Origin of the sequence: Streptomyces sp. NPDC085596 (assembly GCF_044541565.1) — a bacterium.
Classification (GTDB): domain Bacteria; phylum Actinomycetota; class Actinomycetes; order Streptomycetales; family Streptomycetaceae; genus Streptomyces.
Window position 1 is genome coordinate 163,335 of record NZ_JBITTC010000001.1, and the last position, 12,755, is coordinate 176,089.

Below are 12,755 nucleotides of genomic sequence, written 5' to 3' on the forward strand. Positions count from 1 at the left end.
GGCGAGCTGTATTTGGGATGTCCCCGACCAACCCCGACCCTACCCCTCCCAGGCCCCGGGGGTGACATCGAGATGGCGCATACACGGGCAGGCGTTCCGTACCCGTCAGTAGGGTACGGACCGCCCCGGAACGGCGGTGATTTCACCCCTGTTTGTCAGGGAATGACGGGCACCGCCGACGCGCTTTTCACTCGTTCGTGAGCGGGTTGGCTCACCTGATGCGGGGCCGTTCCGCGCACCCTTGAGAGGGGGTCTCGCTCACCTGTCGAGTGCGCCCAGCGCCTTGCGGACGAGGGCGGTCCGTTCGGCCGCCGACACCACCTGTTCCAGGCCGAATCCGAGCAGCACGGTGTCGTCGGTGGTGACCGCTCCATAGGTCTGGAAGAGGGCGCCGGTGCGGGTCCAGTCCTTCAGCACCGCCGGGCTCCCGGCCGGGGGTCCGGAGGCGCGCCAGGGCCCGAGGGAGGTCTCGAACCCTTCCGTCTCCTTCGCGTTGCCGCCCATGACGAGCGAGGCGTCGTCGGCGAGCACTCCGTGGCCGCCGGTGCCGGGGTCGGTGATGTAGGAGACGGAGAGTTCGACCGACTTGCCCGCATAGGCGCTCAGGTCGAAGTCCACCCGCTGCCAGCCCGCCGACCGGCCGGTGAGGCTGTGCCACTGGCCGCTGGTACCGGTGGCCGTGCAGTCGTTGCCCGAGAGCGTCAGGTAGTGCCGGAGCCAGGGGTGCTCCTCGACGAGGAACCCGGCCCCGCACTCGGCGGGCACGGCCGGGCTGGTGGCCCCGCCCGCCTCCGGGAGGGTCGTCCAGTCGTCGGCGCCGACGGTGTGGACCTCCACCACCGCGTGGTCGTAGCCGCGCTCGGTGTCCCACAGCAGCCGGGTGCCGAACGCGGGCCGGTCGGCGGCGCTGACACCGGTGAGGTCGATGGTGCGGGTGAGGCGCTTGTAGGCGTCGTCGGTGTGCACCGCGGCGGCCATGTACGAGCCCGCGTACGGCCCGTACGGGCTGACGGCACCGGCGAAGCGGCCCGCGCCCGCGCTGCGGAACCGGGGGTACTGCGCGGCGGGCAGCTCGTCCGAGGTGACGCCGTAGGCGCCGGCCGCGTCGAGCGGGTTGCCGGGCGCGTCCCCGAGCGCGGCGGAGACGCCGGTCAGCGCGCCGGTGCCGGTGATTCCGGTGACGCCCTTGGTGGCGGTCCGGCTGTAGGCGCCCAGGTAGTACTGGCTGAAGTCGTCGGAGAGGTTGCCGCCGCCGAGGTCCACGTCGCCTCCGGCGCCCTCGCCGGCCTCGATCAGCTTGCCGCCCTCGTTGAGGTGGGCGCGCAGCTGGAGCTGGGTGGCGTTGCCTGGTCCGTCGGGGCCGGAGTAGTGCACGACGGTGCGGAAGTGGCCGAGCACGCCGAGGGCGTCGGGGGCGCCGCGCCGGGCGGTGTCCCACACCAGGGGCCTGCGCCCGGCCGCCTTCAGGGCATCGGTGTAGGCGCGGGTCCGGGTCGCGGTCGCGCCCTCTTCGGCGACGACGAGGGTGTCGGCGGTGCCCCGGTCGGCGACGGTGTAGGTGAAGTGCGGGCCGGCCGTCTTCCGTCCGTCGCGGCCGGTTCCGGTGGACCACACCTCGACCCGGTCTCCGGGCTTTCCGCCGGGCACCTCGGCGCGGTACTGGTCGAAGTGGAGGTTGTCGTCGCCGCCGTAGGTCTCGCCGCCCTTCCAGGGGCGCAGGGTCCGCTCGTGCGTCCGCCCGCCGTTGACGCGGTACACCAGCCGCTTGTTCCGGACCGCCTTGCGGGCGACGACGGAGACCTGCTGGCCGCCGCCCCGCGCGTAGGAGGTGGTGAACGTGGCCGGGGTGAAGTCGGGGGCGCTCAGGCCGACGGTGGAGACGGGCCGGTCGGGGTGGGCGGCGGTCTCGGCGACGGACACCGCGAACGGCACGTTCTTCTCGAACTCCCGCTGGATCAGCTTCTCGTCGTCCGGGAAGGTGAAGACCGAGCGGCAGTCGTCGGGGTTCCAGGCGTCGTCCGGGTCGGACTCGGCGGCGCTCTCGCAGGTGGACATCTCGGGGGTGAACATCGCCATGCCGTTGACGTTGGCGGCCTGCCCGTCGGCCTCGCCGTTGGTGGTGTACAGCTCCGAGGAGACCTGGGAGCGGTAGCCGGAGATCGCCGGGTTGTCGGGGGTTCCGGCCAGCGCCTTGTAGAGGACGTCGTCGGGGGTGTCGGTGGCGACCTGCCAGCCGACGCCGTAGAGGAGGAGTTCCGCGGCGGAGTGGTAGTTGATGCCGTACGCGAACCGGACGCGCTTCTCCAGCGCGTCCAGCGCCTTCGTCTCGGGCTCCGAGCCCGCGCTCGGGCCGCGGTAGGTCTGGCTCGCGGGGTTGGGGGACGAACCCTCGTCGTCGTAGCCCCACTTGTAGGCGAAGTTGCGGTTGAGGTCGACGCCGTCCCCGGTGCCGATGACACCGTCGCCGTTGATGTCGCGCAGGTTCTTCCGCCACAGCCGGGTGCCGGAGTCGCGGAAGGTGTAGTCGTAGCCGTCGGGGTTCGCGGACAGCACGAACCACAGCTCGGTCGTGTCCACGAGCTTCCTGATCCGTTTGTCCGACCGGTAGTTGTCCAGATAGTGGTGCATCAGGCGCCGGGTCATCTCCGGGGTGATCCACTCGCGCGCGTGCTGGTTGGACATGTACAGCACGGCGGGCCGGGAGCCGTCCTTCGAGGTCCGGGCGTTCCTGGTGACCTTGAGCGCGAGGATGTCCTGACCGCCCACCGTACGGCCGATGGACTCGACCTTGGCGAGGCCGGGGTTCTCCCGCGCGGTCCGCAGGAGCTCCTCCTTGAGCCCGCCACCGCCGCTGTACGGCCGGAACACGCCCTGGGCGGCGGCCGCGACCCGCTTGTTCGCGCCGGTCGCCAGGATGTGCTCGGTGAGGCGGACGCCCTGCTCGCCGAGCCGGCGGGCCTGGCGGTCGGTGAGGTAGACCTCGACGGCGGTCCGGCCGCGCGCGGCCACCCGTTCCCCCAGCTCGTGGGCGTCCTGCCCGGCCCTGAGCAGCAGGGGCACCTGGGCGCGGGTCACCTCGGCCCGGAACACCTTGACCTCATCTCCGCCGGCGGCGGGCGCAGTGTCCCGCGCCTGGGCGACGGGCGTGAGGCAGGCCGCTCCGGCCAGCAGCGCCCCGACGGCGAGGACCGCCCTGGCTCCGGGTCTGGCTGCGGGTCTCGCTCCGTGTCTCATGAACCCCCCTCGCGGTGGTCCGCCACAGTGGCGAACAGGTTGCCAGGCTCATGTCACTGCATGATCGAGTCAAGAGCGCCCCAAGGACACGCGAAACGCCGGTACCGACCACCCGAACGGGCGGCGGCACCGGCGTCCGCACGGCGCTTCCTACGGCTCTTACGGCCCTCGTAGCTCTCGCGGCTCAGCCGACGAGGTTGTCCGCCAGCTCCTCCGAGAGGTTGGCCTCGGTGCTGGGGATGCCCAGGTCGGAGGCGCGCTTGTCGGCCATCGCCAGCAGCCGGCGGATACGTCCGGCGACCGCGTCCTTGGTCAGCGGCGGGTCGGCGAGCGCGCCCAGCTCCTCCAGGGACGCCTGCTTGTGCTCCATGCGCAGCCGCCCGGCGGCCGCGAGGTGCTCCGGCACCTCCTCGCCCAGGATCTCCAGCGCCCGCTGCACCCGCGCCCCGGCGGCCACGGCAGCCCGCGCCGAGCGGCGCAGGTTGGCGTCGTCGAAGTTGGCGAGCCGGTTGGCGGTCGCGCGGACCTCACGCCGCATCCGGCGCTCCTCCCAGGCCAGCACCGACTCGTGCGCGCCGAGACGGGTGAGCAGGGCACCGATGGCGTCGCCGTCACGGACGACGACCCGGTCCACGCCCCGCACCTCGCGGGCCTTCCCCGCGATCGACAGCCTGCGGGCGGCGCCGACCAGCGCGAGCGCGGCCTCGGGGCCGGGGCAGGTCACCTCCAGCGAGGAGGACCGGCCGGGCTCGGTGAGCGAACCGTGTGCCAGGAAGGCTCCGCGCCAGGCGGCCTCGGCGTCGCAGGTGGCGCCGGACACCACCTGCGGGGGCAGGCCCCGGATCGGGCGGCCCCGGCCGTCCACGAGCCCGGTCTGCCGGGCCAGCTGGTCGCCGCCCGCCACGACCCGCACCACATAGCGCGAGCCGCGCCGCAGCCCGCCGGGCGCCATCACGATCAGCTCGGAACTGTGGCCGAAGATCTCCAGGATGTCCCTCTTGAGGCGCCGGGCCGCCATCGCGGTGTCCAGCTCCGCCTCGATCACAATGCGCCCGCTCACCAGGTGAAGGCCGCCGGCGAACCGCAGAATGGCGGAGACCTCCGCCTTTCTGCAGCAGGTCCGGGTGACGGGGAGCCGGGAGATCTCGTCCTTCACCGCTGCCGTCATCGCCATGGGCCGATCCTTCCATGCATCCGAAAAATACGGTCGTACGCGGCGGCCAGCAGCTCCGGATCGTGCCGGGGAGTTCCGTCGGTCCGGGCCACCGGCGCCAGCTCGACCGCGGCTCCCAGCCGCTTGGCGGCCTCGGTGAGCGAATCGCGGTCGGGCACGGCCGCCTCGTCGGCCAGCACCACGTCCAGGGCGAGTTTAGGGGCGTGTCGCCCCAAAACCTCCAAATGACGCTGCGGGGAGAAGCCCTCTGTTTCGCCGGGCTGCGGGGCGAGGTTCAAGGAGAGCACCCGGCGCGCCTTGGTCTCGGTGAGCGCGTCCAGCAGTTCGGGCACGAGCAGATGCGGGATGACCGAGGAGAACCAGGAGCCCGGCCCGAGCACCACCCAGTCCGCGTCGAGCACCGCTTCGACCGCCTCCGGCACGGCGGGCGGGTCGGAGGGCACCAGGTGCACCGACTGCACCTCGCCCGGCGTCAGCGCGACCGTCGCCTGCCCCCGGACGGTGTCCACGTCCTCCGGGCGCTCCGGGTCGTGTCCCTTGACCAGGGCCTGCAACTCCAGCGGCACCGCGGACATGGGCAGCACCCGGCCGTGCGCGCCGAGCAGCCTGCCGACCAGGTCCAGCGCCTGTACATGGTCGCCGAGCTGCTCCCACAGGGCGACGATCAGCACATTGCCGACCGCGTGGTCGTGCAGGTCGCCCTGGGACTGGAAGCGGTGCTGGATGACACGGGCCCAGGTCTGGCCCCAGTCGTCGTCCCCGCACAGCGCGGCCAGCGCCTTGCGGAGATCGCCGGGCGGCAGCACGCCCAGCTCGTCGCGCAGGCGTCCGCTGGAGCCGCCGTCGTCGGCGACCGTGACCACGGCGGTGAGGTCACCGGTGATCCGGCGCAGCGCGGCGAGCGAGGCGGACAGCCCCATGCCGCCGCCGAGGGCGACCACCTTGGGCTGGGCCCCGCGCCTGCGGGGCCGCGCGCCACGGGCCTCGACGGGACGGGCCGCGCGGGCCTCGGCGGTGGCGCGGCTCAGGCGCCCCTCGGGGACCACGCGGCGCAGGGCGCGCAGCCGCCGTGCACGCTCCGTCATTCGCGTCCCATGTCCCGGTGCACGACCACCGTCTCCACGCCCTCCGCCGCGAGGCGCGCGGCGAGCTTCTCCGACATGGCGACCGAGCGGTGCTTGCCGCCCGTACAGCCGATGGCGATGGTCACGTACCGCTTGCCCTCGCGGCGGTATCCGGCCGCGATCAGCCGGAGCAGTTCGGCGTACCGGTCGAGGAACTCCTTGGCGCCGGGCTGGTTGAAGACGTAGGAGGCGACCTCCTCGTTGACCCCGGTGAAGGGGCGCAGTTCCGGCACCCAGTGCGGGTTGGGCAGGAACCGCATGTCCGCAACCAGGTCGGCGTCGACCGGCAGGCCGTACTTGAAGCCGAAGGACATCACGGTGGCCCGCAGCTCGGGCTCCTCGTCGCCGGCGAACTGGGCGTCCATCTTGGCGCGCAGTTCGTGCACGTTGAGGCTGGAGGTGTCGATGACCAGGTCGGCGTCGCCGCGCAGCTCGCGCAGCAGTTCGCGCTCGGCGGCGATGCCGTCCACGATGCGGCCGTCGCCCTGGAGGGGGTGCGGGCGGCGCACCGACTCGAAGCGGCGCACCAGGGCGTCCTCGGAGGACTCCAGGAAGACGATCCGCCGGGTGACGCCCCGGCTGTCGAGGTCGGCGAGGGATTCGCGCAGGTTGTCGAAGAATCGGCGGCCGCGCACGTCCACGACGACCGCGATCCGCGCCACGTTGCCCTGGGAGCGGGCGCCCAGCTCCACCATGGTGGGGATCAGGGCGGGCGGGAGGTTGTCGACGACGAACCAGCCGAGGTCCTCCAGACACTTCGCGGCCGTCGAGCGGCCCGCTCCGGACATGCCGGAGATGATCACCAGCTCGGGGATGGGCGCTTCGTTGGCCGCTGCCGGCGTGACGTCCGTACTCACCTGTGCTCCGTTGTCCTGTTCCGCTGCCCGTGGCGGGCTGTCGTCCGTCGCCGCGTGTGTGCCCGGCCGCTGGGCCGTGGGCCGTGCCTCGTGCTCGGTCATGTCTGCTGCCCCCGTCGGTCGTCCGGGAGGCCCGCGCTCACGGGCTCTCCGGAGGAACCGCCCGTCGTGTCGGGTTCCTCTTCCTCAATGATCTCTCCGGTCGCCGTGTTCACGGCGGGTGCGGCCGGGGCCGAACGGGCGAGCGCCACCGCGATGGTCTCGGCCGTCTTCCGGCCTATGCCGGGTACTTCCTGGATCTGTTCGAGTGTGGCGGCGCGCAGCCGCTTGACCGAGCCGAAGTGCTTGATGAGGGCCTGCTTGCGGGTCTCGCCGAGGCCGGGCACCTCGTCCAGCGGGCCGCTGCGCAGCCGCTTGGCGCGTTTGGCGCGCTGGTAGGTGATGGCGAAGCGGTGGGCCTCGTCGCGCACGCGCTGGAGGAGGTAGAGGCCCTCGCTGCTGCGGGGCAGCACCACGGGGTCCTCCTCGCCGGGCACCCAGACCTCTTCCAGGCGCTTGGCGAGGCCGCACACGGCGATGTCGTCGATGCCCAGCTCGTCCAGCGCGCGCCGGGCGGCGGCGACCTGCGGGCGTCCGCCGTCGACCACGACGAGCTGGGGCGGGTAGGCGAACTTCCTGGGGCGGCCGTCGTCGTCCTTGGGCCCGATGAGTCCGTCGTCCTCCCCGACGGCCGGAGCGACGGCCGGAGCACCGAGCGTGACGGCGTCGGCGGGGCCGGGCGTGCCGTTCACCGGGGTGTCCTCGGCGCCCGCCCACTCGCCGGACTTCTCCTTCTCCGCCAGGTAGCGGCGGAAGCGGCGGGTGATCACCTCGTGCATGGAGCGGACGTCGTCCTGGCCGGCGAAGCCCTTGATCTGGAAGCGGCGGTACTCGTTCTTGCGCTGGAGGCCGTCCTCGAAGACGACCATGGAGGCCACCACGTCGTCGCCCTGGAGGTGGGAGATGTCGTAGCACTCGATCCGCAGCGGGGCGCTGTCCAGGTCGAGGGCGTCGGCGATCTCCTCCAGCGCGCGCGAGCGGGTGGTGAGGTCGGAGGCGCGCTTGGTCTTGTGCAGGACGAGGGCCTGCTGGGCGTTGCGCTGGACGGTCTCCATCAGCGCCTTCTTGTCGCCGCGCTGCGGGATGCGCAGCGAGACGTTCGCCCCGCGCCGGCCGGTCAGCCACTCCTGGACCGGCTCCACCGGGTCGGGCAGCGCCGGGACCAGCACCTCCTTGGGGACGGCGTCCCCGGTCTCCTCCCCGTACAGCTGCTGGAGGGCGTGCTCGACCAGGGCGGCGGTGGTGATCTCCTCGACCTTGTCGGTGACCCAGCCACGCTGGCCGCGCACCCGGCCGCCGCGCACGTGGAAGATCTGGACGGCGGCTTCCAGCTCGTCCTCGGCGACGGCGATGAGGTCGGCGTCGGTCGCGTCGGCGAGCACGACCGCGTTCTTCTCCATGGCCTTCTTCAGGGCGCCGACGTCGTCGCGCAGGCGGGCGGCCCGCTCGTACTCCATCTCGTCGGACGCCTCGGCCATCTGCTTCTCCAGGCGGCGGAGGTAGGTGCCGGTGCGGCCCGCCATGAAGTCGCAGAACTCCTCGGCCAGCTCGTAGTGGTCCTCCGGCGAGATCCGGCCGACGCAGGGCGCGGAGCACTTGCCGATGTACCCGAGCAGGCAGGGGCGGCCGGTGCGCTCGGCGTTCTTGAAGACACCGGCCGAGCAGGTGCGCACGGGGAAGACGCGCAGCAGCAGGTCGACGGTGTCCCGGATCGCCCACGCGTGGGCGTACGGGCCGAAGTACCGCACGCCCTTCTTCTTGTGACCGCGCATCACCTGCACGCGCGGGAACTCGTCGTTCATGGTCACCGCGAGGTACGGGTAGCTCTTGTCGTCGCGGTACTTGACGTTGAACCGGGGGTCGTACTCCTTGATCCAGGAGTACTCCAGCTGGAGCGCCTCGACCTCCGTGGACACCACGGTCCACTCCACGGACGCGGCGGTGGTGACCATGGAGCGGGTGCGCGGGTGCAGGTTCACCAGGTCCTGGAAGTAGTTCGCCAGGCGCTGTCGCAGGCTCTTCGCCTTTCCGACGTAGATCACCCGGCGGTGCTCGTCCCGGAACCTGTACACCCCCGGAGAGTCGGGGATCTCGCCCGGCCTGGGGCGGTAGCTGGAGGGGTCGGCCATGACTCACACCCTACTGGCGAGCGCCGACACCGCGCCGGGCCTGTGGACAACGGTGGCGGGGGGCCGTACCGGCCTGTGGACAACAGTGGCGACCGGGGCGCGGGGGCGTCACGATCCAGGCCATGGCGCCGTCCGGGGTGTTGTCGGGGTCTGGTCAACACGCTTCAATGCGGGGGAACTCGGGGCCGCGCACTCGGCGCACGCGAACGGCGTGCCCGCCAGCGAGCGCGCCCCCGGAGCCCCACGGGGTGGCACACGACCCCGCACCGCGGTCTGACCAGCCGTGGTGACACCTCACAGAAAGGCTTCTGTGCATGCCGCATGTCACAGAGCACCCGGACCTCGCCTCCGCCGAGCTGGAGACGGCCCTGCGGGGCGGCCCCTTCCATGTGGCGCTGCGCGCCGCGATAGCCGCCCGCGGGCTGCCGCTCCAGCGCGTGCAGCACCATCTGTCGCGCCACGGGGTGAAGGTCGGCGTGACCAGCCTCAGCTACTGGCAGCAGGGCGCCCGCCGGCCTCAGCGCCCGGAGTCGCTGCGTGCCGTGCGCGCGCTGGAGGAGATCCTCCGGCTGCCCGAGGAGTCCCTGATCAGGCTGCTCGCCGAGGCGCCGGAGATGGCCGACGGCGATCGCCCGGCGCCCCGCTCCTACCGCTCCCTGATCGAGGCGTCCGACACACTGGACCGGCTCCGGGCGGAGCTGGACTGGTCCCCGGACGGCGGCATGCACACCCTCGGCCACCACGAGCGGGTCCGTATCGGGGGCCGGCGCGAGCTGGCGGGCCGCGAGTCCGAGCACATCGTGCGGGCCCACCGCGACGGCGTGGACCGCTTCGTCGCCGTCCACCACGGCGACCCCGGCTGCAGTCCGGGCGACATGGCCGTCCAGGCGCTGGAGAACTGCCGCACCGGCCGCGTCCGGCTGGACCGGGAGACCGGCGTCCTGGTGGCCGAGCTGCTCTTCGGCACCCGGCTGCGCTCCGGCGACACCTTCCTGTTCCGGTACGGCATCACCGACGGCACCGCCGGCGCCTCGCACGAGTACGTCCACCGCTTCGGCTCACCGGGCGGTCAGTACGCGCTCCAGGTGCGCTTCGACGCGTCCGCGCTGCCGGCCCGCTGCCACCGCTTCACCCAGTTCTCCCCGGCCGCGCCCCGCGCGGGACGACAGGAACTGGCGGTCAGCGAGCCGCACCGCAGCGTCCACGTGGTCGAGCCACGCGTCCGGCCGGGGACGGTGGGGATCGCCTGGGAGTGGGAGTGAGCCCCGCTCAGGCGCCCTGAGCGGGGCCGAGCCGCTGCGTCAGGCGGCCGGGCCCGCGACGATCCGGCCGTCCGACACCTTCACCGGCAGCTCGGCCAGCGGCTCGGTCGCCGGCGCCTGGAGCACCTTGCCGGTGACGGCGTCGAACTCGCTGCCGTGGCAGGGGCAGACCAGGGTCGTGCCCCGCAGTTTGTTGATCACACACCCGGCGTGCGTGCAGACCAGGCTGTACGCCTTCAGGCCGCCTTCGCCGTCCCGGCCGACCACCACGTTGTGCTCGCGGTAGAGCTTGGCCCCGCCCTTGGCCACCTCGCCCTCGGCCCCCAGGTCGACGGAGGAGGTGACCGCCGACGCGGCCTGGTCCTGCGGAGCGGCGCAGGCGGCCAGACCGAGTCCGGCGACCGGCGCCACTGCGGCTCCTCGAAGGACGGTACGGCGGCTCGCGGACGATCGGGCGGGCATCGGGGTCTCCACAGGTCAGAGGGCGTACAGGGCGACCTTATCCGGGCGGAGGGGGCGGAATCGGGGCGGGGTGGACCGGGCGGGGTGGACCGGGCGGGGTCGACCGGGCGGGGTCGACCGGGCGGGGTCGACCGGGCGGGGTCGACCGGGCGGGGTCGACCGGGCGGGGTCGACCGGGCGCCCGCACGCGCGGGCGCCCGCGCGTGCGGGCGCTTCCGGGTGACGGAGCCGTCGCAAGCGCTTGCGCAAGCGTTTACGCGCGGGTGGCCGATGGGATACCTTCCCGCCCGTGGGACCAGCGGCGGTCGCCGGGGTCCGTACCCGTCGGCCGTGCCCCGGCCGGTGGACGGGATCACGTGGGAGGGGAAGCGCGATGTCCACCATGGCCGACGTGGCCCGGAGCGCCGGTGTCTCCGTGGCGACCGTGTCCCACGTCCTCAACGGCACGCGCCCGGTGCTGCCCCACACCCGGCAGGCCGTGCTGGACGCCGTCGACGCCCTCGGCTACACGCCCAACTCCCTCGCCCGCTCCCTGGTGACCTCCCGGACCCGTTCCATCGGGCTCGCGGTGTCGGCGATCAGCAACCCGTACTTCACGGAGATCCTGCAAGGCGTGGAGGCCGCTGCCCTCGACGCGGGCTACAGCCTGCTCATCGCGGACCCGCACGACGACCCCGAGCACGAGCTGAAGGTCGTCCAGCTGCTGCACGAGCGCCGGGTGGACGGCATGATCGTGGCCCCCTCGGCCGAGCCGGGCGGCCTCGTCGCGTATCTCCGTCGCCAGGCCGTGCCGACGGTGCTGCTGGACCGGGTGCTCGGGCCCACCGGTCCCGAGGGCGGCCTCGCCGGTTCCTTCGATCAGGTCTGTGCCGAGAACTCCGGGCCCATGGCCGAGCTGGTCACCCACCTCGCCGGGCTGGGACACCGGCGGATCGGACTGGTCGCCGGGCTGCCGGGGCTCAGCACCACCAGTGAGCGGATCGCGGGTTACCGGCGGGGGCTCGCCGCGGCGGGGCTCCCCCTCGACGAGGAACTCGTGGTGTCCGGCAGCTCCGAGTCCACGGGTGCCGAGCGGGCCACGGACGCGCTGCTCTCCCTGCCCGGTGCGCCCACGGCACTGGTCACCGCCAACAACGCGATGACCATCGGCGCCCTGCGGGCTCTCAAAGGACGCGGTCTGGACGTGCCCGGCGACATCGCCCTGTGCTGCTTCGACGACTTCGCGTGGGCCGACCTGTTCGCACCCCGGCTCACCGCGATCGCCCAGCCCAGCCGGGAGTTGGGCGCCCAGGCCGTCCGGGTGCTCCTTGACCGGCTGGCGGCGCCGGACCGGGCGGCCACGACCGTACGGCTGCCCTGTGTCTTCGTCCATCGCGCCTCCTGCGGATGTCCGGAGCCCCGGCCGGGCGAAGCCGACACCCCTCCCCCGGCGGACGCCGGGAGCGGGACAGAACCGACCTCGCAGTCCGAGAAGGGAACCACCCCGTGATCGTCGTCGCCGGTGAGGCACTGATCGACCTGGTACCGCAGGGCCGTGGCGCCCTGGCCGGCCTCCAACCGGCGCTCGGCGGCGGCCCGTTCAACACCGCCGTGGCCCTCGGCCGGCTGGGCTCACCGACCGCCTTCGCCTCCCGCGCCTCGTACGACGCCTTCGGCGAGGCCCTGCTCGACGGCCTGCGGCGGGCCGGGGTGGACGTGTCCGCCGTACAGCGCGGCCCCGAGCCGACCACGCTCGCGGTGGCCACCATCGACTCCGGCGGCTCGGCGGCCTACTCCTTCTACGTCGAGGGCACCGCCGACCGCCTGTTCACCGCCCCGGCCGCCCTGCCCGAGGGCACCCGCGCGGTGTCCTTCGGCACCTGCTCACTGGTCCTGGAGCCGGGGGCGAGCGCCTACGAGGAGCTGATGCGGTCGGCCGCCGGCCAGGGCCTGTTCACCGCGCTCGACCCCAACATCCGGGCGGGACTGATCCCGGACGCGGACGCCTACCGCAAGCGTTTCCGGGGCTGGCTGCCCTCCGTGACGCTGCTGAAGCTGTCCGAGGAGGACGCCCGGTGGCTGGGCGGCACCCCGCGCGAGTGGCTGGCCGCGGGCCCCTCGGCCGTGGTGGTCACGCGGGGTGGCGACGGCCTCACGGTCTTCACCGCCGACGGCTCGGAGCACCGGGTACCCGGCGAGAAGGTCGACGTCGTGGACACCATCGGCGCCGGGGACACGGTGAACGCGGCCCTGCTGCACGGGCTGTCCGCCCTGGACGCGCTGTCCGCGCGGGCACTGGCCGCCCTGGGTCCGGACAGCTGGCGGCGGCTGCTCGGCTTCGCCGCGCGCGCGGCGGCGATCACCTGCTCACGCGCGGGCGCGGAGCCCCCGTACGCGGCCGAGCTGGGCGCACTGTGACCGGATGAACGGCGAGC

9 protein-coding genes are annotated in these 12,755 nt (G+C 73.2%); 3 read left to right on the plus strand and 6 right to left on the minus strand.

What is annotated here, in order from left to right; genetic code table 11:
* Positions 1–258: 258 nt before the first annotated feature.
* The 5 genes from ACIGA3_RS00795 to uvrC all read right to left on the minus strand — a co-directional run bounded on the left by ACIGA3_RS00795 (position 259) and on the right by uvrC (position 8,617).
* Positions 259–3,234: a M14 family zinc carboxypeptidase gene (locus ACIGA3_RS00795; RefSeq protein WP_399708776.1), complete on the minus strand. Its 2,976-nt coding sequence runs from the start codon at positions 3,232–3,234 to the stop codon at positions 259–261.
* A 184-nt stretch (positions 3,235–3,418) separates the two neighbouring features.
* Positions 3,419–4,408 (minus strand): DNA-binding protein WhiA, encoded by a 990-nt coding sequence (whiA, locus tag ACIGA3_RS00800; RefSeq protein ID WP_388992036.1) that lies wholly within the window; start codon positions 4,406–4,408, stop codon positions 3,419–3,421.
* Complete coding sequence (gene yvcK / locus ACIGA3_RS00805) at positions 4,399–5,493, minus strand: uridine diphosphate-N-acetylglucosamine-binding protein YvcK (RefSeq protein WP_399708781.1); 1,095 nt, start codon at positions 5,491–5,493, stop codon at positions 4,399–4,401. Before yvcK ends, whiA begins: the two co-directional genes overlap by 10 nt.
* Complete coding sequence (rapZ, locus tag ACIGA3_RS00810) at positions 5,490–6,491, minus strand: RNase adapter RapZ (protein ID WP_399708784.1); 1,002 nt, start codon at positions 6,489–6,491, stop codon at positions 5,490–5,492. Before rapZ ends, yvcK begins: the two co-directional genes overlap by 4 nt.
* Positions 6,488–8,617, minus strand: a complete 2,130-nt coding sequence (gene uvrC / locus ACIGA3_RS00815) for an excinuclease ABC subunit UvrC (protein WP_399708787.1) — start codon at positions 8,615–8,617, stop codon at positions 6,488–6,490. Before uvrC ends, rapZ begins: the two co-directional genes overlap by 4 nt.
* Before the next feature lie 314 nt (positions 8,618–8,931).
* Between uvrC and ACIGA3_RS00820 the strand changes: the two genes are divergently transcribed.
* A complete protein-coding gene (locus tag ACIGA3_RS00820) occupies positions 8,932–9,879 on the plus strand; it encodes a hypothetical protein (RefSeq protein WP_399708790.1) in 948 nt (315 codons plus the stop codon).
* 39 nt (positions 9,880–9,918) lie between these two features.
* Here the strand turns inward: ACIGA3_RS00820 and ACIGA3_RS00825 are convergent, their stop codons facing one another.
* On the minus strand, positions 9,919–10,341 hold the full coding sequence (locus tag ACIGA3_RS00825; RefSeq protein WP_399708792.1) for a Rieske (2Fe-2S) protein: 423 nt from the start codon (positions 10,339–10,341) through the stop codon (positions 9,919–9,921).
* A 373-nt stretch (positions 10,342–10,714) separates the two neighbouring features.
* On the opposite strand from ACIGA3_RS00825, the gene ACIGA3_RS00830 reads away from it, so the two are divergent.
* Both ACIGA3_RS00830 and ACIGA3_RS00835 read left to right on the plus strand, forming a co-directional pair.
* Complete coding sequence (locus tag ACIGA3_RS00830) at positions 10,715–11,830, plus strand: LacI family DNA-binding transcriptional regulator (protein ID WP_399708795.1); 1,116 nt, start codon at positions 10,715–10,717, stop codon at positions 11,828–11,830.
* Complete coding sequence (locus tag ACIGA3_RS00835) at positions 11,827–12,738, plus strand: carbohydrate kinase (RefSeq protein ID WP_399708798.1); 912 nt, start codon at positions 11,827–11,829, stop codon at positions 12,736–12,738. The genes ACIGA3_RS00830 and ACIGA3_RS00835 overlap by 4 nt, the downstream gene beginning before the upstream one ends.
* Positions 12,739–12,755: the final 17 nt, after the last annotated feature.

Coding starts and splice junctions, on each gene's coding strand:
- ACIGA3_RS00830 (WP_399708795.1), top strand. CDS start 10,715: ATGTCCACCATGGCCGACGTGGCCCGGAGCGCCGGTGTCTCCGTGGCG.
- rapZ (WP_399708784.1), bottom strand. CDS start 6,491: ATGACCGAGCACGAGGCACGGCCCACGGCCCAGCGGCCGGGCACACAC.
- uvrC (WP_399708787.1), bottom strand. CDS start 8,617: ATGGCCGACCCCTCCAGCTACCGCCCCAGGCCGGGCGAGATCCCCGAC.
- ACIGA3_RS00825 (WP_399708792.1), bottom strand. CDS start 10,341: ATGCCCGCCCGATCGTCCGCGAGCCGCCGTACCGTCCTTCGAGGAGCC.
- whiA (WP_388992036.1), bottom strand. CDS start 4,408: ATGGCGATGACGGCAGCGGTGAAGGACGAGATCTCCCGGCTCCCCGTC.
- ACIGA3_RS00820 (WP_399708790.1), top strand. CDS start 8,932: ATGCCGCATGTCACAGAGCACCCGGACCTCGCCTCCGCCGAGCTGGAG.
- ACIGA3_RS00795 (WP_399708776.1), bottom strand. CDS start 3,234: ATGAGACACGGAGCGAGACCCGCAGCCAGACCCGGAGCCAGGGCGGTC.
- yvcK (WP_399708781.1), bottom strand. CDS start 5,493: ATGACGGAGCGTGCACGGCGGCTGCGCGCCCTGCGCCGCGTGGTCCCC.